The sequence below is a fragment of the Mesobacillus persicus genome (assembly GCF_900109925.1).
GTDB classification, from domain to species: domain Bacteria; phylum Bacillota; class Bacilli; order Bacillales; family Cytobacillaceae; genus Mesobacillus_B; species Mesobacillus_B persicus.
This window is the reverse complement of sequence record NZ_FOBW01000029.1, coordinates 1-22,984: the sequence shown is the minus strand read 5'-3', so window position 1 is coordinate 22,984 and position 22,984 is coordinate 1. Positions and strand designations below refer to the sequence as shown.

20 protein-coding genes and 3 rRNA genes are annotated in these 22,984 nt (G+C 39.5%); 20 read left to right on the top strand and 3 right to left on the bottom strand.

All coding sequences use genetic code 11. From position 1 onward, the window contains the following. From BMX30_RS22430 to BMX30_RS22385, 10 genes are all read left to right on the top strand, one after another. Positions 1-100: ribosomal RNA gene (locus tag BMX30_RS22430) — 23S ribosomal RNA — on the top strand; the annotation flags it as partial. Positions 101-224: 124 nt separating this feature from the next. Further along, positions 225-340: ribosomal RNA gene (gene rrf, locus BMX30_RS22425) — 5S ribosomal RNA — on the top strand. Between the two features lie 472 nt (positions 341-812). Further along, positions 813-1,754: a hypothetical protein gene (locus BMX30_RS22420; protein ID WP_090750507.1), complete on the top strand. Its 942-nt coding sequence runs from the start codon at positions 813-815 to the stop codon at positions 1,752-1,754. Positions 1,755-2,081: 327 nt separating this feature from the next. Next, positions 2,082-2,813 (top strand): hypothetical protein, encoded by a 732-nt coding sequence (locus tag BMX30_RS22415; RefSeq protein WP_090750505.1) that lies wholly within the window; start codon positions 2,082-2,084, stop codon positions 2,811-2,813. 433 nt (positions 2,814-3,246) lie between these two features. After that, positions 3,247-4,350 (top strand): hypothetical protein, encoded by a 1,104-nt coding sequence (locus BMX30_RS22410; protein ID WP_090750503.1) that lies wholly within the window; start codon positions 3,247-3,249, stop codon positions 4,348-4,350. After that, on the top strand, positions 4,351-6,513 hold the full coding sequence (gene fdhF / locus BMX30_RS22405; RefSeq protein ID WP_090750501.1) for a formate dehydrogenase subunit alpha: 2,163 nt from the start codon (positions 4,351-4,353) through the stop codon (positions 6,511-6,513). After that, the gene (locus tag BMX30_RS22400; RefSeq protein WP_090750498.1) at positions 6,506-7,069 is read left to right on the top strand and encodes a 4Fe-4S dicluster domain-containing protein; all 564 of its coding nucleotides are present in this window, start codon (positions 6,506-6,508) and stop codon (positions 7,067-7,069) included. The genes fdhF and BMX30_RS22400 overlap by 8 nt, the downstream gene beginning before the upstream one ends. A gap of 2 nt (positions 7,070-7,071) precedes the next feature. Beyond that, entirely contained in the window at positions 7,072-7,575 is a 504-nt protein-coding gene (locus BMX30_RS22395) for a QcrA and Rieske domain-containing protein (RefSeq protein ID WP_090750496.1), read from the top strand. A gap of 12 nt (positions 7,576-7,587) precedes the next feature. After that, on the top strand, positions 7,588-7,782 hold the full coding sequence (locus BMX30_RS22390) for a hypothetical protein (protein ID WP_090750494.1): 195 nt from the start codon (positions 7,588-7,590) through the stop codon (positions 7,780-7,782). A gap of 12 nt (positions 7,783-7,794) precedes the next feature. Then, positions 7,795-8,130 (top strand): group I truncated hemoglobin, encoded by a 336-nt coding sequence (locus BMX30_RS22385; protein ID WP_090750492.1) that lies wholly within the window; start codon positions 7,795-7,797, stop codon positions 8,128-8,130. A 349-nt stretch (positions 8,131-8,479) separates the two neighbouring features. On the opposite strand, the gene BMX30_RS22380 is transcribed toward BMX30_RS22385, so the two are convergent. After that, positions 8,480-9,214, bottom strand: a complete 735-nt coding sequence (locus BMX30_RS22380) for an Mrp/NBP35 family ATP-binding protein (protein ID WP_090750490.1) — start codon at positions 9,212-9,214, stop codon at positions 8,480-8,482. Positions 9,215-9,436: 222 nt separating this feature from the next. Here BMX30_RS22380 and BMX30_RS22375 point away from each other — a divergent pair, with 222 nt between their 5' ends. The 7 genes from BMX30_RS22375 to BMX30_RS22345 all read left to right on the top strand — a co-directional run bounded on the left by BMX30_RS22375 (position 9,437) and on the right by BMX30_RS22345 (position 16,510). Next, positions 9,437-10,612, top strand: coding sequence for a D-alanyl-D-alanine carboxypeptidase family protein (locus tag BMX30_RS22375; protein ID WP_090750488.1), 1,176 nt, complete (start codon positions 9,437-9,439; stop codon positions 10,610-10,612). A gap of 259 nt (positions 10,613-10,871) precedes the next feature. Next, positions 10,872-11,489: a hypothetical protein gene (locus BMX30_RS22370; protein ID WP_090750486.1), complete on the top strand. Its 618-nt coding sequence runs from the start codon at positions 10,872-10,874 to the stop codon at positions 11,487-11,489. Between the two features lie 198 nt (positions 11,490-11,687). Continuing rightward, complete coding sequence (mntA, locus tag BMX30_RS22365; RefSeq protein WP_090750509.1) at positions 11,688-12,071, top strand: type VII toxin-antitoxin system MntA family adenylyltransferase antitoxin; 384 nt, start codon at positions 11,688-11,690, stop codon at positions 12,069-12,071. After that, positions 12,068-12,472, top strand: coding sequence for a type VII toxin-antitoxin system HepT family RNase toxin (hepT, locus tag BMX30_RS22360; RefSeq protein ID WP_090750485.1), 405 nt, complete (start codon positions 12,068-12,070; stop codon positions 12,470-12,472). The genes mntA and hepT overlap by 4 nt, the downstream gene beginning before the upstream one ends. A gap of 354 nt (positions 12,473-12,826) precedes the next feature. Beyond that, positions 12,827-13,912: an endospore germination permease gene (locus BMX30_RS22355; protein ID WP_090750483.1), complete on the top strand. Its 1,086-nt coding sequence runs from the start codon at positions 12,827-12,829 to the stop codon at positions 13,910-13,912. Then, entirely contained in the window at positions 13,909-15,339 is a 1,431-nt protein-coding gene (locus BMX30_RS22350; protein WP_090750481.1) for a spore germination protein, read from the top strand. Before BMX30_RS22355 ends, BMX30_RS22350 begins: the two co-directional genes overlap by 4 nt. A gap of 1 nt (position 15,340) precedes the next feature. Then, complete coding sequence (locus tag BMX30_RS22345) at positions 15,341-16,510, top strand: Ger(x)C family spore germination protein (protein ID WP_090750479.1); 1,170 nt, start codon at positions 15,341-15,343, stop codon at positions 16,508-16,510. A 765-nt stretch (positions 16,511-17,275) separates the two neighbouring features. On the opposite strand, the gene BMX30_RS22340 is transcribed toward BMX30_RS22345, so the two are convergent. After that, complete coding sequence (locus BMX30_RS22340) at positions 17,276-19,924, bottom strand: PBP1A family penicillin-binding protein (RefSeq protein ID WP_090750477.1); 2,649 nt, start codon at positions 19,922-19,924, stop codon at positions 17,276-17,278. A gap of 365 nt (positions 19,925-20,289) precedes the next feature. On the opposite strand from BMX30_RS22340, the gene BMX30_RS22335 reads away from it, so the two are divergent. Both BMX30_RS22335 and BMX30_RS23740 read left to right on the top strand, forming a co-directional pair. Then, the gene (locus BMX30_RS22335; RefSeq protein ID WP_090750476.1) at positions 20,290-20,766 is read left to right on the top strand and encodes a hypothetical protein; all 477 of its coding nucleotides are present in this window, start codon (positions 20,290-20,292) and stop codon (positions 20,764-20,766) included. A 55-nt stretch (positions 20,767-20,821) separates the two neighbouring features. After that, positions 20,822-20,998 carry a hypothetical protein gene (locus BMX30_RS23740; RefSeq protein WP_170843980.1) on the top strand — a complete coding sequence of 59 codons (177 nt, stop codon included), beginning with the start codon at positions 20,822-20,824 and terminating at the stop codon, positions 20,996-20,998. Positions 20,999-21,096: 98 nt separating this feature from the next. Here BMX30_RS23740 and BMX30_RS22330 read toward each other — a convergent pair whose 3' ends face one another. Next, the gene (locus tag BMX30_RS22330; protein WP_170843979.1) at positions 21,097-22,107 is read right to left on the bottom strand and encodes a DUF3231 family protein; all 1,011 of its coding nucleotides are present in this window, start codon (positions 22,105-22,107) and stop codon (positions 21,097-21,099) included. Positions 22,108-22,770: 663 nt separating this feature from the next. Between BMX30_RS22330 and BMX30_RS22325 the strand changes: the two genes are divergently transcribed. Beyond that, a 16S ribosomal RNA gene (locus BMX30_RS22325) occupies positions 22,771-22,984 on the top strand; the annotation flags it as partial.

Sequence of the window (22,984 nt, the reverse complement as noted above, 5' to 3'; positions counted from 1 at the left end):
CTAGTAAGATCCCTGAAAGATGATCAGGTTGATAGGTCAGAGGTGGAAGCGCGGTGACGTGTGGAGCTGACTGATACTAATCGATCGAGGACTTAACCTTATAAAGTTAAGAATGATATGAATGACTTTACCTTCTGATTACATTATCTAGTTTTGAGGGAACAAAAATTTCCTCTTGAAAAATATTAAAAAGGCATTATAATAATAAATGTCTTAAGAAATTGTTTGGTGGCGATAGCGAGAAGGTCACACCCGTTCCCATGCCGAACACGGAAGTTAAGCTTCTCAGCGCCGATGGTAGTTGGGGGTTTCCCCCTGTGAGAGTAGGACGTTGCCAGGCAAAATGAAAGAACAGCTGATTTGACAGCTGTTCTTTTTTTGTTTTTCTAAAAAAGGTCATTTTTCTTTAATCTTTAAGTAATTTCACCTCTTATAGATGCGCTTTTGATAGAAATACATCAGAATAATACTAGTACTACGATTAACACTAATTATTCAAGAGATACTATTCTAGTGCTCGGAGTAAAACACATCTATAGAGATGATAATCTAACTGAAAGATGATTTAATGCCAGTATGGAGCATTATAATCTTAGTAGTTGGATTAAAACTTTAATTCTAATCATAATTAAAGCAATATTTAATCCAATAACTAGCATTATATTATTTGTTCTTATGTAATAATCTGTTTTAGTATATAAAGAAAGCAAAAGGTCCGTCCCTTTGCTTTAGGCGGATCTTTTCTTCTTACACGTTCATCTCTCGTAATGGATTATAACTGGGACAATGGACTGTCCTATAAGGAGGTTAATATGTTCACTGACTTAAACAAAGAGCTTCAAGAAGTAAAGGAAAATCTGCGTAAGAAAAAGAAATATGAAGACCACATGCAGCGTGCCGAAGCGTTTTTAAATGAAGAGCAGAAGAAACAAGAGGATTTCAAAAGGCAATTATTACAAGAGGAAGAAGACGTAGAGCGCTTGGAAGGTTTTACATTAACCAATATTTTTTACACGATTACTGGTCGTAAGTTAGAAAAATTAGATAAAGAACAACAAGAAGTTTTGGCTGTTAAGTTAAAGTACAAAGAAGCATTGGAAACGATTGAAGACGTAGAGAAGGAAATACAGGCCTATAAAGAGCAACTGGGTCACGTTGCGGATGCGGAATATAAGTATAAAGAAATTTTAAAAACGAAGGAACAGCTGATCCATGATACCAAATCCATCTGGAGCGAGGAACTCTATGTTTTAACAGAGCTAGAAGCGGAGCTCTCTAGCAATCTAAAAGAATATCAAGAAGCGATTGAAGCAGGAGAGAAAAGTTTAGTAACACTTAATGATGCAATACAATCATTAGATTCAGCGAAAGGTTGGTCGACTTTTGATATGTTTGGCGGGGGTCTCATATCAACCGCAGTGAAACATAGCCATATGGACGAGGCGAAGGGACATATCCACCGGGTTCAGAAACAATTGCGCTATTTCCAAGATGAACTCTTAGATATAGAAAATCATTATAAAACAAATTTGGAAGTTGATGGATTGCTCACATTTGCTGATTATTTCTTTGATGGCCTAATCTTTGATTGGTTTGTCCATGGTCAGATTACTGATTGTTATGAACAAGTCATGAAAACGAAGAACGATGTATCTGAAATGGTTACCAAATTAAAAGAACAGAATGAAGACCTGAGCAAAGAACTTTTAAATATTAAAGAGGAAAGAAAAAAATTATTGGAGTCTGCGAATTAAAATGAACAATGGGGTCTGTTCTCCTTGAACTGGCAATAGACCCCATATTCAATATTAAGTAATCGTTAAAGGTAAAGCAGAAAGGGACAGTGGTTGTCCTATTTTCGTGTGTCATGACAATTTTGTGAACTACAATTTAAATTACCATAGAGTAAAAAGCGAATGATATAATATATTCAGTGTTACTCCACTTAACATTCTTCTAAATTTCCCACAATATTTCTATCCCATCGTGCCCCTGTACAAAATATAACCTGTATCAGCACATCCTTGTATTCATGACATAAATTTAATTGTTTTCCATTCACATTAAAAAGGAATGATTGAATGAAAAATAGCAAAATTGAAGAGAACTTGGTAAGAATGGTTCAAACTGAGGAAAAGGCAAAAACATTTCGGGAGGGTTACCCAGTTGCTGAAAATTTAAGAGAAAAAATGCTTAATGAGGTGTTTAGTGACTTTGTGATTTTTGCTTATGATGAGTTTTATAATGATGAAAATCTTATGGAACTAGAGGCATTTGTTGAGGAGTCTAGTCCAAATGTGCTAACTCGACAAAGTTTGCTAGACAACATGTTTTGGTGGCAAATCATGTATCAATCCGCACAAAAAATGGTTAGTTGCGTTGACGAGTATTTAACTGTAAATCATGTAAGGTATAGTACTAGGCGTTTCATGGCCTCTTGGCTAGAGAAATGTGATAAATCGGTTCCGAAATTTTATTTCATTGGTCACAAGTATAATGAACGTCATTTTCTAGTAATTGATCTATTAACCCAGGACCTTTCGGAAGTAACGATTTGTCATTCTAACCCAATATCCCCCAATAGAGGTGACGTCGTCGTAGGGACATTGCTCCCTTTAGGCGGAGGTCTATACTTTCCCATCGTTGATTTTCACTGTTTTGATTATGAAGCCAGGGAAGCAATTGCCAGTTGTTTTCAGCATCACTATGATAAATATTCAAAATGCTCTTCCCCTCACGAAACATTTCTTCACGTCCTTTCCATAATGCTGAAAATAGAAAAGATTATCTTAACGGAGAAATTAAAAGTGTAGTACGTGCATGGCAACCTAGCTCTTCAAATCATTTTCTCTACAGTAGAAGTAATCTATAGGACAAGGGCTTTTAATATAACATAAAGCCGATTAACTCAGAAATAACCATTTTATACGTTTAAACTAAGTTTGCATGCTCTTTTCTCATCTACTAAGTATATATTGCCGTGAAAAATTGATAGCTATATTATTCCTATTTTATCTTCAAAAGCAACAATTGAGAAAAGAGCCTTTCTATTTTGTTAATCAAATATTCACCACATTGAAACGACAGGAATCTGTCGTTTTTTTGTTGTATGGAAAAATCGTGTATGTTCACTGCAACTAGCTCCAGCACCTAGCCCCTTTTTTATATAAATAAATAAAAACAGAATTACAAAAATATTACTGGTTATACTAAATTTTGACATTCACTAGAAGGAGTTCGAGCGTAATGAATTATTATCCTTATGAAGACGATTCGTTCTTATTTTCAAAGAAATCGGCTAGAAATGTGTTTATCGTTCTCGTTGTATTATTCTTTTCGATTTATTTTGGCTCTGAGGCGTTTGGGTATTTCGATACGGCTTTATATGGTTATTTATGGGCGACCATCTTGTGTTTCGTATTGTTAACGATTCGCATTACTTCTTGGACGTTACGACCACCGACAAGAAGACTCTGGAAACAGGGCATTAAAATGATGTTTAGTCCAAAAGGTTTCATGTTCGTTGTAAAAACATTGTATACGAATATTGTTGAACAGCGGTTTATCCGCAAACGAACGCTGTATCGTTGGGCACAGCATATGTTGATTTCTTGGGGTGTGCTTTTATCGTTTGCAATTACCTTTGCTCTTGTTCTGAATTGGCTTCACTTTGAACTAGTCGAGCCGAAGGTGTATGAAGCGGTTGTATTTGGAATTCCGTTGTTTCGGATGGTGGCCGATTCAGCAGTAGCGCTCGCGATTTATCATGGATTAAATTGGACGGGGATTTTGACAATTATCGGCTGTGGCATGGCCCTGTATCGCCGGCTGACCGATCAAAAGAAAATTGTCGAGCAGTCACAGGAATATGACTTTTTCCCACTTTTTCTCCTGATTGCGATTTCGATTACTGGTTCGCTTTTAACGGTTTCAGCGATTTGGATGGAAGGAGCCTTCTATTTAGGGATAGCTTTAGCCCACCAAGTGACGGTCATTGTTTTTCTGCTTTATTTCCCATTCAGTAAGTTTTGGCACTTACCACTGCGATTTTTAGCGGTGATGGTCCCTATGTATCATGAAATGAACGAGAAGAAACAATGTGCAAGATGTGGAAGGGATTACGCAACGGCCATGCAGATTTCAGATGTACAAACTACGTTAGCGAACAGGCATTTGTCTACACCAATCGATCATACGAACCTCCATTTCTCCGATATGTGTGCCGATTGTCGGAGGGTCGCTCACCGCTTGGGTGGATACGGAGCAAAAATAGAATTAGGACAAGCGCACCTGATCGTCGAACCGAATGGAAAAAATGGCTTGCAGCTAAAGAAGGGAGAGCAACGGTAAATGGGACATGCACAAAATAAGGAATATTCCCAAAGAGATTATGACCCAATTGAACGAGACGGGGAGGAACTAATCTCCACGCATTGTTGTTTTTGTGGAATGCAATGTGGGATGAATATCCGTGTAAAAAAAGAGGACAAATCGGTTGTAGGAGTAGAGCCTAGATATGATTTTCCGATGAATGGAGGCAGACTATGTCCGAAAGGCGTAGCTGCTTATCGCCAAGCCGAGCACCAAGAACGCATCCTTCACCCATTGATTCGAAAGAATGGAAAATTGGAGAAAGCGACATGGGATGAAGCCATGGATCTAATTGTCTCCAAGATTCAAGAAATCCAGGGGGAGCATGGGAAAGATGCGTTTGGGATCTATAGCGGCTCTTCGATGACAAATGAAAAATGTTATTTGATGGGGAAATTTGCCCGGATTGGACTTGGAACGAAAAATATCGATTACAATGGCAGATACTGTATGAGTTCTGCCTCTGTTGGTTTTAACCAAAGTCTAGGAATTGACCGCGGCGGTACGAACCCATGGTCGGACATAAAATTTGCCGATGTCTTACTCCTTGCCGGTTCGAATACGGCAGAATGCCACCCACTTTCGATGCCGTATATTTGGGGAGCAAGAGATCGAGGAGCCAAACTGATTGTCGTCGATCCTAGGCAGACGAAAACCGCTCTTGTAGCCGATGTGCATTTAGACCTTCGTCCAGGAACAGATGTCGCCTTAGCCAATGGCTTATTGCATGTGATGATAAAAGAAGACTTGGTCGACCAAGATTTTATTGATAATCACACAACGGGTTTTGAGGAGTTAAAGGAATTGGTTCAATCTTATAATCCCAAATACGTTTCCGAAATAACAGGGGTTGCGGTTGAAAAAATTATAACGGCTGCGAGAATCTTTGGTCAGGCGAAGAACGGATTTACGATGTTTGCCCGCGGTGTCGAGCAGCATGCTACCGGAACGGATGCGGTTTCTAGTTATACAAATTTATGTTTAGTAACTGGCAAGATTGGGAGAAAAGGTTCTGGGGTTGCTACCTTCACAGGACAGGGAAATGGCCAAGGTGGAAGAGAACACGGCCAAAAGACCGACCAGCTCCCAGGTTTTCGAAAAATCACGGACCCGAAGGCAAGAGAGTACGTTGCTGGTGTTTGGGGAGTTGATGAATCAGAAATTCCTGGACCAGGCTTATCAGCGTTTGAAATGCTGCAAGCATTAGGAACGGAAATTAAAGGATTATTGCTGGTTTGTAGCAATCCAATTGTTTCTTCTCCCTCTGTCCGAGATGTCGGGGAATATCTGAAAAGTCTAGATTTCTTTGTTTGTATGGATATGTTTTTATCTGAATCTGCTGAATTGGCGGATGTGGTCCTGCCATCAACTGTTTGGGTCGAAGATGATGGGACAACGACGAATGTTGAGGGCCGCGTTTTACGATTAAGAGGGATTGATCGTACTCCGGGGGAATCGAAACGAGATTGGAAAGTGATTTGTGAAATTGCCGAACGACTTGGTCGTGGGCAATACTTCCAGTTTAACTCTCCTGAGGAGATTTTTAACGAACTTCGTGTGGCAAGTAAAGGCGGAATTGCTGATTATTCTGGTATCTCTTATGAAAAATTAGATAAAATGCAAGGCGTTTTCTGGCCATGTCCGTCAGAAGAGTCGGAAGGAACACCGAGACTGTTTGAGGATTTAAAATTTAATTTTCCAGATGGGAAAGCAAGGATTCTATCCTTTGAATACAAAGGTCCAAATGAGAAAACAAGCAAGGAATATCCTGTTATATTGACGACAGGAAGGGTGGTTTTCCATTACTTAAGTGGAAATCAGACACGGCGAATTGATTCACTACGAGCTTTTTGCCCTGATCCATATGTAGAAATTCATCCAAAGTTAGCAGAAAAATACCAAGTTTCAAATGGAGAAACCGTAAAGGTCACCAGCCCGCGTGGAAGCATTGAACTTGTAGCGAAAATCACGAAAATTACGCGCGAAGACATGGTGTTTGTTCCATACCATTGGGGCAAAACCTTGGCGATTAATCATCTAACCAATCCGGCACTCGAACCGAAGTCAAAAATCCCAGAGTTCAAAGTGTGTGCCGTTAAACTAGAAAAAGTCAAACAAACTGTAGGTGAAAAGCATGGGTAAGGTTTTATATATCGATTATGAACGTTGCATTGGGTGTAAAGCATGTGTCATTGGCTGTGAAGAGTGTTCGGGACATGACCATCTGTCGAGGATGTTCGTAGATGAACTGAATCCTGGTGAAACCGTGGCCACCTCGCCAACTCCATGCATGCATTGTGTCACTCCGGCATGTGCGGAGTCTTGCCCGGTTCAGGCGATTTCAATTGCAGCAGATGGAACAGTGTTGTCTGCCTCACTGGAAAAGTGCATTGGCTGTAAAAATTGTACATATGCCTGTCCGTTTGGCATTCCAAAAGTGGATGATCAGAAAAAAGTGATGTACAAATGTGATATGTGTTATGACCGGACTTCAAAAGGGCGGCCGCCGATGTGTGCAAGTGTTTGTCCAACGGATACCATCCGTTTTGTGGATGAAGACGCAATGAAAAATGAACCGCCTAAACCTGTCCAATTCAAATGGGATTTTGGTGGAACAATCATTGAAACTAGAACAGTGATTGGTCTACCGGATACGGAAACAAACCAATTTGGTTATAGGGAAGGCGAAGGTGTTTAACAATGAGAAAAACAGAAGAATTTCTCCGGAAAATCGCGTTCAATATTCGAAGAGACCGTGAACTAGATTTGAACCGCCGAGGGTTTATTGCTTCTACTCTATCGTTAATGGGGGTGTTCTTTGTAAGCTCCACTCCTTTAATCGCATTATCTGGGAACCGCGAGGAAGAAGCACATGAGTCCGAGGTGTTTATCGCCAATACAGACGATATTAAAATTGGCGAAAGTTTCGGTTTCTCGTATCCAGATGAGAATGATCCAGCATTGGTCATTCGTTTATCGGAAAATGAATATAGAGCCTATAACATCAAATGTACTCATTTAATGTGCCCGGTTTTCTGGGAACCGGAAGAAGGTCACTTGGAGTGTCCATGCCATCATGGTTTCTTTAATGTAGATGACGGCTCTGTCATTGCCGGGCCGCCTCAACGGGCTTTACCATCAATCGATTTGAAAATTAAAAACAATAAAATCTATGCTGTAGGAATCAGCCAAGCACAACATTAGGGGGCTTTTGACATGAAGATGGCATGGTGGGTTTTCATGAGTCTTTTAACGATTCAAATTATTCTTGTCCAATATATGGCAGAAGAATATCTTGCAGGTCATTTTGAAAATTTATCTTACTATATGATCGCACTCGGCTTTATGTTCGTGTTGACCATCATCACGTATTGGGTGTTTAGAAAAATTGATAAAGTCATGGATCATTAAGGAGGAAAAAAGATGCAATTTAATGAGGAAAATAGCAAGTCGGTCATCAAAGAGTTTTTTTCAAAGATTCATGCCGATGATCTTTTGAGCCAATTTTTTAAAGGTCATGATCAAGAACGTTTTCAGCATCATCCAGAGACCTTTATGGCCCATGGAATGGGTGAGCAAAAATATTCTAAAGAAGAAATTGCCAAAGCCCATCAAGGTCTCGAAATGAACGATGAACATTTTGACACGATGATTGGACATTTTATGGCGACAATGAATGAGCACGGGTTATCCGAGGAAGACAAAAAGACCGTGAATGAATTATTAAACAGTTATAAAAACGATGTGTTAGGGCGTTAAAAAAGCTGACATCAAAAGGGTAACGGGCTCTTTTTAAAGCGAAAGTAAAATAAGCGGAGATTTTCCGGTTAAATGCAGAATGTAGCTCGTTTCGACGGATATAAGGGGAGATTTTCCGGTTATGCAGATAAAAACCCACTTTTTCACGTTTTTCGGGTTCATAGTCGGAGTTTCTCCGCTTATTTTGGCTACTTTTAATTCTATTTAAAAATTAAGCGGATTTTTTCCGTCTATTTGTTGAGTGTCAAAGAAGGCAAGTAGGAATAACGAAAAAGAGCAGGGCAAATTCCAATAGGTTGCCCTGCTCTTTTTATTTGTGAATTGTTTTTTTGCATGGCTAGCACTTTTGTTATGCAGTAGAATCTTGTACGTTATTCGCCAGTTCCTCGTATTTATCGAAGAGAAGCGATCCTTTTTTATAAATAGATGGTTCGAAGTCATCTTCTTCCGGTGCTAATAAAGGGAGCTGAGCCATGATCTTTGTCCCGAGGTCGGTTGCTAGCTTCTCTGACCCGCCTCTCCCAAAAATATAATACTTTGCATCATAATCAGGCGGCTGAAAGTACGACATATTTTCAATGATGCCTAAGATGTTATGCTGATTGGCAGCCATTTTTCCAGCTCTCTCTGCGACATGGGAAGCTGTTGGATGGGGGGTGGTGACTAGCAGTTGATGTGAGCTAGGAATAAGACGGCTAACATCCATCGCGACATCTCCAGTGCCAGGTGGCATGTCAATAACCACATAATCTAACGGTCCCCAAATCACGTCATCGATAAAATGATTGATGACCTTTCCTAACATCGGTCCACGCCATACGACCGGGTCATTATTTTTTACAATAAAGCCCATGGACATCACTTTGATCCCATGTGACTCGACAGGAATAATTCGATTGTTCATAGATTTTGGTCCATTGCTGATATTCAGCATACTAGGAATGCTACTTCCATAAATATCGAAATCAATTAAACCCACGGCATTCCCTTGTCTGCTTAGGGAAACAGCCAGATTGGCGGCCACCGTTGACTTACCAACTCCGCCTTTACCCGAAACAACAGAAAGGACTTTTCCTGATAACATGTGATTACCTCTTTCCTCTTTATTCCTATTAAAAGTATGGACAATAAACAGGGTCCTTCAAACATCTGAATAGAAAAAAGGGTAAAGGATTCCTTCTCTTCCTTTTTGTAGTTAATGTAAGAAAGTGGTAGAAAAATCGAGTCAAGGAGTCTATTATTAAACTTATCAGACAAAAGCGCAGAGACATGTACTTGTCCCAAATAGATAGGAAGGAGGCGCTTGATGAAAAGAATGATAATTGCTTTTATCATCCACTTCTTGTTGTTGATGTTTGTTTCTTCGAACGTACTCGCGCAGGATGAAAGGCCGAATATAAAGTGTGAAGCATATATTGTGATGGAAGAAGGCAGTGGCAGGGTTTTATATGAAAAGAACGCGGATAAGCTAATGTATCCTGCGAGCTTAACAAAGGTTGCCACGGCCATCTATGCGATTGAAAACGGAAATCTCGAAGACATGGTTACGGTGAGTGAACGTGCTCGAAACGCAGACGGTACAAGAGTTTATTTAGAAGTAGGGGAGAAAGTTCCCTTGAAAAAGCTTGTTCAAGGATTGCTGATCAATTCGGGGAATGATGCAGGCGTAGCGATTGCGGAGCATATCGATGGGTCGGTAGAAAATTATGCGAATCATCTAAACCTATATTTGAAAGAGATTGGGCTTGAAGATACACATTTTAAAAATCCTCATGGATTATTCGACCCTGATCATGTAACGACAGCCAAAGATTTAGCGAAAATAACACAATATGCGATGAAGAATGCAGAATTCCGCACCATTTTTGGCACAGAGGAATTAAAATGGGACGGTCAGGCTTGGGACACCACCCTGTTTACCCATCATAAATTAATGAGGGAAAGACCATATGAAGGAGTTACCGGTGGAAAAACTGGCTTTGTTGACGAAGCTGGAAATACTTTAATTACAACGGCTAATAGAGACGGCATGTCTGTGATTGTTGTGGTTTTAAAAGGACCGTCTTCAACTATCGCTTATTCTGATACAGTCGAGCTGCTTGACTCTGCTTTTACCCAATATAAGCTCATCGAAATCCCAGAGGGGAAAGAGTATGTGCAAAATGATTTTACATACATCACAAACAATACCTATGCCTTTCCAATCGCTGATGGTGAAAAAATGTACGAGAACATTACAGAAGACGGAACGCTCGAAATCACAATCGGAAATCAAGATTTTATCGCAACAATTCCTATACTAAATGACTCAGTGGAAGTTTCACAAAGCCTACCAACAGTGAAGGCCTCACAAAGCCAGCCTGAAGAAGCGGAAACCTCCACAAAAATGATAAATATTATTATCGGACTAATCCTAGCGTTAACCGTAACCTGTGTTGTTTTCATAAAGAGGAAGCGAGGGGACGGTTCTTCTGCTTCCTAATACGTATAAATTTGTTCAAGGCCACGTACCTATCGTCAGGTATGCAACAAAATTAAGAGGGGGGAACTCGACTGTGATAGTCTTGCAGAACCTCGGAAGTCTCGGGTTGGATCCTTGCTGTTAATAATCTATACAATTACTATAAGAATTGGGTTGGCTATTCATTCGTAAGTATAAGTGTTGGACTATTTCTCTATGTATAGAAGTAAAGTTGTACGGTACAAATTTTATGGCAATCATGAAAGGAATGTCCTAATAAATGAAAACACGAACGAAAATTCTTTATTTTAGCATGGCTTTTCTCATGCTGGTGGGATGTGCAGATAACGCAAATGAAGAAACGAAGGCGGAACCTTCTGTCTCAGAAAATGGTTCTGTTGTAGAAGTAGATGGTAACGAGAAGTCGATAGAGGACACGAACGATGGTTCAACTGAAGAAGCTATGACTGATTCAGATGATGCTTCATCCGAAAAGAAAGTCGAAGAGAAAGATCTCCTTTCCCAGTATTCGAGTGAACAAATTGAATATGCTCGTGTTTGGTTGCAACTAGGTCCGAATCAAGAGTTAGATGAATTAAATGTTTGGCATATAGCAGCTGGCGAACCACTAAATCCGGATGATGAGACGAGCGCCACCTATCGAGAAGACGTGATTCAATTAGCGGGTTCTCGCTTAATAGATGGATCTGTCACTTATAGTGGCAACGGCGATGGTACGATTAATGTATATAATGTTCCACTTCGCTGGGATGGTGTGTATCCCGCTGGTGAAGAATTCTATACAGAGATTATTAATAATACGAAGCTAGTTTATGTTGACCCTGGTGATGACAAGAAAATCATAGAGTTAATTAAATTGCAGATTGTGCACAATTAGGCAAGAGAAAGGTGGCTATTTTAGCGACTTTTTTCTTGTTTTACTTGATCGGTACATAAACGGTATTCTTAGAAGAATGGAAAAAGGGTAAAAGGTTGAATCACTAACTAGGCCAAAACAAGACACTGTGGTTTCATTTTTGGTACAATAAGTAAAAAGTAATGGAGGCGTTGGTCATTGAGTGAAAAACTGGAACAGATGATTATCGATGCATTAAGTAAAACTGCTTCTCCATTTATAATCTACTTATTTGGTTCTTATGTAAAGCGGACCGAACATCCTGATAGTGACATTGATATAGCATTTTTAAGCAAGGATAAAAAGCTAGATAAGTATGAGCTATTCCTACTTTCTCAAGATATTGCCTCTAAACTAAATCGAGATGTCGACCTTATTGATTTAAATCAGGCAAGTACTGTTTTTCAGGCTCAAGTGATTAGTACGGGGAAAGTCATTTATAATAAGGATGATCGAGAAAAGTCCCGATTTGAGATGAAAATTCTAAAAATGTACGCAAAGTTAAACGAAGAGCGCGCTCCAATATTAGACAAGATTAACGAAAGCGGGAGCATCCATTCATGAAAAATGATGTCATTCTAAATAAAATTAGTATAGTTGAACGTTGTTTGAGACGAATCCATGAGGAATATGAAAACAATCCCGTAAACTTAAAAAATTATACGAAACAAGATTCCATCATTTTGAACCTTCAACGAGCTTGTGAAGCTAGCATTGATCTAGCAATGCATATAGTAGCGGAAAATAAATTAGGTCTACCTCAAAAAAGTCGAGAAGCTTTTACATTGTTAGCCGAAAAAGGAATTATCTCAACCACTCTCTCCCAAAGAATGCAGGCGATGGTTGGGTTTCGGAATATCGCAGTTCATGATTATCAAGAATTAAACATCGTTATCTTACAAAAGATTATCGAGAGTCATTTAGAAGATTTTACGGAATTCACCAAAGCCGTTCTCCAATATTAATTCTGATTAGTTTTGCTTAAGGGATTTTCTATCAAAATTACGGTGTTCATTTTAATAAGCAGAGGCAACCTCTGCTTATTTTCGTTGGAAATGATAAACCATTAGCTCCAGCGCCTAGCCCCTCGGATGATAAGCTTCTAGCTGCCGGCGTATGGCTGAAGTCTAGAAATAGTGAATCATTGTGTAGCCCCAACGTATTTTAATATTGGATATGTCCAAAAGGACACAGTTAGAGACCTGTCCCGACTTAAGCCCCTAAGCCCCATGGCTGAGTTTAAAACTACTAGTTCTATGCATAATTTGGAAACACAAACAAACTCTAACAACAGTGGGAAATTATTTGGTGGTGTTTATATGCATTTTTCTCGTACTCAGTTACTTTTTGTCCTCATTCTTTTTATCGGTATTTCCAATCATGTGCTCATCATGCCCCATTTGCTCACACTAGGAAAACGGGATGCTTGGATCAGCGTTTTAATTGCCTATCCGTTTTTACTGTTATGGGGGTTTGTCCTCTATTTAATTATGAAAAAAAATCAACAGCGACTCTGTCTTGCTGATTGGATTAAAGCACGTGCAGGGGGTGTGACTTCCCGTGTTTTTATCGGTTTATTTACGGCCTATGTTTTCACGATAAGTGCGATTTCTTTTTATGATTTAATTCAATCCATTAATATCTATTTTCTACCGCGAACTCCGTCCTTTGTTGTGATGCTGCCGTTTCTATTAATTAGTGTTTGGTCCGCTTATAATGGGTTAAAATCGATTGTCTATGTTTCAGCCTTTTTATTGCCGATTGTTTGGTTGCTTGGGATTTTTGTCGCTTGGTTCACTTTTCCGGAAAAAGATTACGCCTATCTTTTCCCTGTCCTTGTTGATGGCTATTCTCCCATAGTAAAATCGACCATCACCATTCTTGGAGGCAGCGCAGATTTGCTTGTGCTCTTGCTTCTCCAGCATCATTTAAAAAAGTCGTTTTCGTTGATAAATCTATTCCTGCTCATCACTATTTTAGTTGGCTTGATTCTCGGGCCAACCATGGGTTCCTTGTCTTCTTTTGGTCCAGCAGTTGCATCTGATATGCGCTTCCCAGCCTTTGAACAATGGCGTCTCATTACCTTGGGAGAATATATTTCTCATGTAGACTTCCTGGCGGTCTTTCAATTATTAAGTGGCGAGATCATCCGGGTTTCCTTAGGTCTCTATCTGCTAGGTGATATGATGAAAGGTCATTCTTCAGATTCTAAAAAAAAGCATGTCTTTGTCGTGGCTTCGCTTTCTTTAGGATTATTGACGCTACTCCCGCTCAGTGATATGTGGGTGCAAACCATCATCGGAAAATACTTTTATCCAGGTGCTTTGATTAGTGCGGTCTTCATTTCTTTGGCTTTATTGATTATTAGCTACTTGCCATTAAAGAAAGGAACCCAAATCATATGAACATGAAGGTATTCGATCAGTTCTTAGCAAAAGGAACATTGACACGGGATGAAATAAAAAGCTTTTTTCGGCATTATGATGATATTGAATTTATTCCCATTGAAAAAAGCAAAAATCTCCAGGCGTTTTATTGTAAGGGAATGCTTGATTCTACGCAGTTAAATGAGTATTTTAACCGAATTCTTGTAGTTATTAGTAAGGAAGAACCACGAAGTCATGCGGAAGTGCTTCCACCTGTCCAACATATAAAAAGCATGGATGAAGTGGTGAATCTGGTGTTTTCAGGTTCACTGATTGTGTTTCGGGAAGGAACCCCGTTTTTTCATGTGTTTGATCTGAGCAAGGTGCCTCAACGAAGTCCACAGGAATCCAATACAGAGGTTTCGATTAAAGGACCGAAGGATAGTTTTACCGAAGAGATGAATGTAAATATTTCCTTGATTCGTAAAAGAATGAAGTCGGCAGAACTTTATTGTGAATCTTTTACCGTAGGTTCGCTGAGTAAAACGGAAGTTTCGCTGCTTTATCTAAATGACAAAGCCAATCCAGACATCATTCTAGAAGTTAGAAAGCGACTTAATGACTTTCAAGGCGAAAGTGTTACAAGCAGTGGTCAGTTAGAGCAATGGCTTTCCGACCGCTCGCTTTCTTTGTTTCCATTATTCGATTATGTGACTCGGCCAGATTTTGTCATTGAAAGCATGATACGTGGAAGATTTATTTTAATTGTAAATGGATCACCCTCGGTATTAATTGGTCCAACGAACATTTTTGAGGTCATAAAATCGCCTGAGGACATCCATTTTCCTTACTATCTTGTAATGTTTGGAAGGTTTATTCGGCTTGTTGGCTTAGTGGTGGCCATTTTCCTCCCGGGATTTTGGGTTTCGCTGTCTTCTGTTAATATTGACCAATTGCCGTTCGCCTTATTAGCTACTGTCGTGGTTTCACGCGAAGGGCTGCCCTTGCCAATCGGACTTGAAGCCATTTTTATTCTCGGGTTGTTTGAATTGTTAAGAGAAGCGGGGGTTCGTATGCCCACGGTTCTTGGTCAAACGGTGTCGATTGTCGGGGGTATCATTATTGGGGATGCTGCGATTCGAGCGGGTCTGGCTTCACCGACAATGATTGTGATTATTGCGTTAACGGCAGTTGCCAGCTATACGCTTGTGAATCAATCTTTGGTTGGAACCGTAAGTATTCTCCGTCTTTATACATTATTACTCTCAATTTTTTTAGGAATATACGGGGTATTTCTCGGATTCTTTAGCATTCTTATTTATCTTTCAAAATTAGAGTCATTTAGTATCGCCTATCTCGAACCAGTGGCTTCGTTAACATTTAAAGAATATTTAGCGGCTTTGTTCGTAAACCCGTTTGACCGAAGAAAATTCGGAATCTCATTTATCCAGAAGCGGAGAAAATAGTATGAACCGAAAATCAATGATCACTTTTACGACCATTCTTTTTCTTTGTCTCCTTATTGGTACGGCTTGTGACAATGACATCAGTGAAATTGAAAATCAAAACTTCGCCACTGCTATTGGCGTCGACTACCGCGATGGGCAATTTCATGTTTTTATTCAAATGATTGGGTTAGGCTCTGTTGCGAAAAGTGAAGGCGGTGAAAAAGCGTCACCTGATATTTATGTTTCTGAAACAACCGGAAAAACGTTTATCGATGCCTTTTTTAAAGCCTATCATACTGCACAAGAAAAGATACTTTGGGCCCATGTTACCGCTATTGTTATGAGTGAAGATGTACTAGAAAAAGGCATGGGCAGTGTCTTTGATGGTTTGACACGTTATTATGAATTTCGCCCGACTCCATGGCTTTTTGGGACGAAGGAATCATTGGTTGATATCCTTTCTACTACAGGTTTTTTTAACCAAAACTCTTTGAATACTATTTTGCATAGTCCAGAAAGTTCCTATGAGCAAAGCTCGACGATCCAGCCAGTAAAGTTAAATAAATTTGCACGTGGATTCTTTGAACCTGGTCGGACTACTTATATTCCTTCGCTCACGATTGATGACACACAGTGGAAGAAGAATAAAAAGAGCGAGGCAAAACTAGCGATTGATGGGGCGTTCTTTCTTGATAATCAGAAGTACAAAGGCTATTTTCCTTATGAAAAATTAAAAGGGATGCGCTGGCTAAATCCGGATACCGTTCGGGCCTCCTTACTTTTGCCGAATGAAAAAAGCCCTGAATTTATTGCCGTGCTTGAAGATCAAATGGTCAAAATCCAACCTGAAAAACAAGGTGGAAACTTTCAATTTACCATTCGCTACCTTGCTAATGGGGTCGTCAGTAATCGCATGAAGAACGACACAACCAATGTGGATGCAATGGAGGAGTTCGTAAAGAAGGGAATTATTACTGAAGTGAGGCAATTATATCAATTAGGTTTGGAACATGATATTGATTTCTTGAACTTGGAGCATCAGTTGTATCGAAAGCATCACGCTGACTGGAAAAAGCTCAAAAACCAAGAAAATCTCCTTCAAGAAAATAGCATTAAGTCAATAGAAGCACAGATCACTCTAGAACATTCCGGGTCATTTAAAAACCGGAAAATCAAGATTAATGAATAAGGGACGGTTCTTTTGCTTCCTGTCAGTTTTGGGCTGGCTGGGGAAGCAAAAGGTCCGTCCCTTTTGTTTTATCTTATCAGCCTGACTATATCATCGACGAGTGTCTTTATTTTGAGGATGGTCTAAGATGGAGCACGGCCATCGGCGTTATTAGTGACCAGTGACCAGGTGGCCGCAGGAATTGTGAGCTGTTGCAAAAAACCGAATCTATTTTTGGCAGCATGAAAATTCGGGTGCTAAATGGTGTGCTACAAATGATATTTAACTAACAGGGGAGGTACCTGTCTGAGAGGCAGCATAATGAAGCAGATATTCTTTCTTATCCTTGATTGAGACCTGATGTTAAAATAAGGGGAGTTTTTCCCGTTAAGCTTCAGAATAGGGCTAGGTTCGGAGGATATAAGGGGGATTTTTCCCGTTAAGGCAAAGCAAAATGGTTCATTTGCATGGGTTTGGAGTAAATAGGGGGAATCTTTCCCCCTATTTACTCCATTTTTCGTGCTTTTTTCATAATAAGAGGAATTTCTCCCCTTATTTAGTCAATTTCTTGATGGCAATTCTTGAAGATTTGGAAATCGCTAACTGGTGTTTATCTTGGGATAAAAATAACTTGGAGCGTATATCTGCAAGTATTTTTCTTTTCTGATTCCCTTGCAAAATTGCTGTTTAATTTTGGTACGAATTACTATACGAAAAGCAATGTTTATTCCTATTTTGAACTTCAAAGCAGAACCCGTTACCATTTTACTTGGTGCCCTTTTTTGTCTAAGGCAATGGAGTAATTTCCTCTCCAAACTCGCTCCAAATCCCCGTTTCAGGCGGGAAGTCAACGTTAACAGAAGTAGTTGCAGCTTCACTCGAACCAAATTCATTGGTTGCCGTCACATTGATGGTATACGTTTGACCTGGTTGAGGCCCCATCAAGGTTGCTTGTAATTCGCTTGTTGGTGCTAAATTTTGTGTAAATCCAATAACTGTAAAATAAACCGTATATTGAACGTTTTTCGCTTCGTTTCCAGGTTGCCAAGAAATCACAATGCGATCCAATGCTTGGTCATAGGTTGCTTGTAAATTACTTGGGCTCGCTGGTACTTGCTCTTCCACCGTGATCGAAGTAGAAGCTGATTCACTTTTTACGACACCCGCATGTGCCGCGACTGTAAAGGTATAGGTTTTTCCTTTTGCAGGATTAGCTAGGGCTGCATTTGTCTCATTCGTAGACGTTAAAGTTGTGGTATTTCCGTCTACTGTATAAGAAACTTCAAAGGTTGTTTCTAAACCGCTAGTTGAAGTGTGGTTCCATGCTAATTGAATCTGATCTGTTGTTTCATCATATGTTGCATTAAAATCTGTTGGGGTTTCAGGTTTCGGTGGCCGTGGTTTTTCGCCACCTTTTACGTAATATTCATTTCCTAATTTCCCAACACTTTTCGGCTGTTTAAAAGTTTGTGTGCTTGTCGCTACTTCAGAGAAAATGGCTTTGAATACAAGCAAAGAGATATCATCGGTGGTGTTATTTAAATAGTCATCAGAAGATGTGGTTTTATCAAATCCTGTCCACACTGCCCCCGTATATTGAGGAGTATATCCCACAAACCAAGAATCCCTTACCGCACCATTCGGTAAACCGAATTTATCAACGGTTTGTTGCTCAAAGTTGGTCGTGCCAGTCTTACCAGCCAAATCTAGACGTGGGATATTCGCCTTCACTCCGGTACCAGTATCGACAACCGAACGTAACATATCGGTAATTAAAAACGCGGTGGAACTCTCCATCACTATTTCCTCGGTAGGGGCTAAATTTTCCTCCCGTCCATCAGCATAGACAACTTTAGTAACTGTGTGTGGTTCAATATAATAACCACCATTCCCAAAAGCTGCATAAGCACCGGCCATGACGAGCGGGGAAGCCGCATCGATTCCACCAATAGAGTTCGATTCATTTTCTTTTTGCTCATCTGCAATTGGGAAGCCAAGACTTCTAGCAAATTCGGTCGCATCCTCCGCTCCGACTTCCTGAAAGGTTTTTAAAGCTGGAACATTACGCGACCATACTAGGTGGTATCGAATCGTTTTATTTCCTGCATATTTTCGATCCGCGTTTCGAATCGGAGTTCCATTAGAATATTGATATTTATCATCTTTTATCATATGTCCTGTCGACCATTTGAATTTTTCAATCGCTGGGGCGTAGTCAAGAATCGGCTTGATCGTCGACCCAGGCTGACGCTTCATCATCGTGGCGAAATTATATCCATTGGTTTGTTTTCTTCCGCCTCCAATCGCTTTGATTTGCCCCGTTTGTGTATCGGTAATCACAACCGCTGTTTGAAGGTTCTCATTATCTGGATAAGAGATGTATTCATTTGTTGTTAGAACTTCTTCCGTTAATTGTTGAATCTCCGGATCTAGGGTGGTATAAATCTCTAATCCATCTTCAAAAAGATTCGCCCCCGTCTCATCTTGTACTTCTTTTAGAACGGTATTGACAAATGCTTCATATTTATTGGCTTCAGGGGTCTGAATCTTTAAGGTATCTTCAATCGGTGTATTTTGCGCTTTCGTCATTTTCGATTTTGAAATGTATCCATGACGGTTCATATAGTGAAGAACCATATTTCTTCTTTTTTCTGCGCGTTCAAGGTTTGCTTCGTCTGTAGGCATGAATCGATTAGGGCTCTGTGGAATTCCTGCTAATAGAGCCGCTTGTTCGAGTGTTAACTGATCGAGTTCATCAGCTTGTAACCCGAAAAAACGCTCAGCTGCTTTTGCCACTCCATAAACATCGCCACCATATAAATTTTTATTAAAATACATCTCGAGAATTTCCTCTTTGGAAAATTCTCGTTCCAATTGAAGAGCCAAGTACCATTCTTGTACTTTTCTAGTTGGTGTTTGTTCAAGCGATAGAAAAGAATTTTTAACAAGCTGTTGGGTAATGGTACTCCCGCCACCACTCTCTAAGTTCCCAGTAGTAATGACTTTAAAAATCGCAAATAGGGTACGTTTCACGTCGATTCCGTGATGTTCATAGAAACGAGCATCCTCCGTCGCTAAAACGGCATCCTTCAAGACATCTGGAATTTGATCAATTCCAATATCCTCTCGTTTTTCTGTCCCGACCTCGGCGATTAGAGTTTCCCCATCACTCGCATAGATACTAGAGGATAAAGGGTCCTTTAATACCGTTTCGTCAAACTTCGGAGCGTCGCTAATAATCCAAATCAGCGCCCCCACTCCAAATACAAATAGCACAGTTCCAAGGATAAGACTATAATAGAGGAATCTTTTCCAAAATGCTTTATTGGGCTTAAATTTGTTAGAAGAACGTTGATCTTTTATTTTTTTTCTACGCTCGATGCGAGAACGATGGTTATCTGTCATGTCTCTAGCTGCTAACAAAATGATAGACAAATGGACTGGATCCTAAGTTTGCCTATACACACTCCCTTGAAAGCAGGTTTTTCACCTCATTTTATCGATATTTGGATGAGTCTAGTGGTAATGAGAGTGGTTACCATACCGTTTATTTGCATATCTTTCTTAGTGTGATTGAATGTTTCCCTAAAAATTCGTTAAAATGGAGATTTTTTCAATTTATCATTTTCTATCCCTGCACATCGTCCATTAGTCAGCAGGATTTATTTTCTAATAAATAACAGGAAAAGAGCAGCGAGTTCAGAATATGATAGTAATATAAGAAGCTTGAAGACTATGTATCAATTTTACTGGTCAAATTTGTAGAGGTTTAAATAAAATTCGTATAAGTGAGGTGCGTAATGCGGGAGGAAACGGAGTATATCACCAAAGAACAATTAATTAGGCACAGTTTTCGTAGATTAACGAAAGAGAATGAATACGAAATTGTTGAGAAAATAGGGAAGCATACCGTTTATGCAGAGTCTTTTATTCAATCATCCTTTCTTCTGAGTAAATCAGGTGATCATCGAATCTTTTTTAGGATCGATGGTTTCCCTAAATATTTTGCAGGTTTATATAGTCTGTATGCGATTATCCGCGCTGCAAAAGAAGTAGCAGAAAGGGAAGAGGACTACAAGGTCCTTGAGACGATTGATGAAACAGATTATCAGGAAATTGTGATAGAGTATCTACATGAGAATCATCTTCCTTCTGGGTTAGAACTAATCCGTACGATTGAAGAAGGAAGATTAAAACTGGCAAAAAGATTAAAAGATGACTTATATAAAGAAGCAAAGCATTACAACCTCATTGAAAGTATGGATCTATTTTTATAAGGCTCTTTTCTCAACATTGTCACTTTAGACAAAACAAACGGAGGCTATAACTATTATGATCTGGCTAGTAATCCTAATACCTGTGTTGTTAATCGGGGGAATAGCTGTCTATTTCGAAAAGAAAACGGGCATGACTCCGCCGGAAGGAAGTACCGATAAACAAATCGATAAAATGGCTGAAGTCAAAGCGCAAACGCGGAAAGATATGGGCGGGGGGAATAATGGTTTTTAGGTTGGATCAAACAGACTAAAGGGGCAAGAACAAATTTCGCTGATATTTGCTCTTGCCCATAATTGAGAAGCATAGGGACCCCTATGCTTTGTTTCATTTCACTGCTTTTTTTCTTTTACTAAATGTTCTCGATCAATGGCCTGCGGTGGTCTTTCGAACCACTTATTTTTGATCATGATATTTAGTCCATCTTCAGCATACAGACTCGCTTCTTGCAATATCTTGAGATACTTTGCAGCAAGGTCCCGTCTCATGCTAAGTGCAAGTGAGCCCCCAACATTCCCAATCCCTATTGCGGTTAGCTGGCATGTATAAAAAAGCATGAGCTTATCGGAGAAAGGAGGAACTGTAGAATCGCTTACCTCTGTATCCCATGTCATTGGAGAGGGAAGGGTACTTTCTTCAAATAAAGTTCGATACGTTTCCATGACCGACCGGGCAATTTCAATTCCTCGTAAAAAATAACTTCCAACCTCTTCAGAACGCACAGTTTGGGAAAAGCCGAGTAATAAAGCCTTTCCAAGTGCATTGTTACTAAAATTCATAAAAATATGGGCAATCTCTTGGGCTGTTAAAGACCTTCTTTCCCCGAACCATCCTTTTAAAAAACTCCCTTTTTCCACGATGTCGGCTTGTTTAGGTGTGGCTATGTAAGGGGGACGAACAAATACTCCTTTAGAAAGCATAATTTTTTTTGCTTCGCGCTCAATCATCGTCGATTCTTGTAAAAAGTGTTCATAGAGTTTGCTCATATCTTCTCTAGCGGCCATCGAGAATGCCATTCCGTTGGCTGCAATCCCAGCTTTTCCGAGATTACGAACAAAATACAGTGAAAAAGTATCAGAATAGAGTCTTGGTGCCTCCAAGTCTACATCTTCCATTGAAAAGCCAATAGGTACGGGATATTGTTCTTGTTCAAATACATTTGTTAAAGTGGTTAAATGTTCTGTTGATTTAGCCAAAGCCATCTCTAACAGAGGTTTAATTTCTGAGTCCTCGGCAACTTTGCAAAAGTAGTTAAGGACAGGAATGGTTGCACTCTCGGTCATGTAAGATGACCATAATACACCTAATTCTGCTGATGTTAGTTTAAGGTTGTGTTCGTTCATAGCATCCTCCATCAATAAATTCTCAGTTAGTATGGGTAAGTGAATATGTAATTATTTGTAAGAGTTCGCAAATGGGAATATAAGTTTACACAACTTCATTAACAGGAAGGATATAATCTCATAAGAAGGAAACAGGTAAACGTATTTTGAACTTCATTAATTTATTGATGAAAAATAAGAATTCAGAACCCCTGACTCTCTAAAATCATCGTAAGAATAGGATAGATTTATCTTTGAATTACTTAAAAAGTGAAAGGGATAAAGCTATTAAATATAATTAAGGGGAGACCAATCATATAAATGGTTATGTAAAAAAATACCACTGGTATATTGCTAATAAGTATAGTATTCTAATTTAGCTGCTTCGACAGCAAGTAACTTCGTAAAAACTTTTCTAAAAAAATGATTGACGAAATGATCTATCTGTTATATATTATTAATCCGCCGTTAAAACAACAGCAAATCATATATCTGCAACAGTTTAAAAAAACTCTTGCATTAACATCTATTAATATGTTAATATATTATTTGTCGCTTCTAAGGCGGTTAACGAATTGCTCTTTGAAAACTAAACAAACAAGCGTCAACAAACAATATTTATCATGTTTCTTCTATTAAACAGAAAACATGAGCCAACGTTTTATTTTATGAGCTAATCACTCTTTATTGGAGAGTTTGATCCTGGCTCAGGACGAACGCTGGCGGCGTGCCTAATACATGCAAGTCGAGCGGATCTGAGGGAGCTTGCTCCCAAAGATTAGCGGCGGACGGGTGAGTAACACGTGGGCAACCTGCCTGTAAGACTGGGATAACTCCGGGAAACCGGGGCTAATACCGGATAATTCATTTCCTCCCATGAGGGGATGCTGAAAGACGG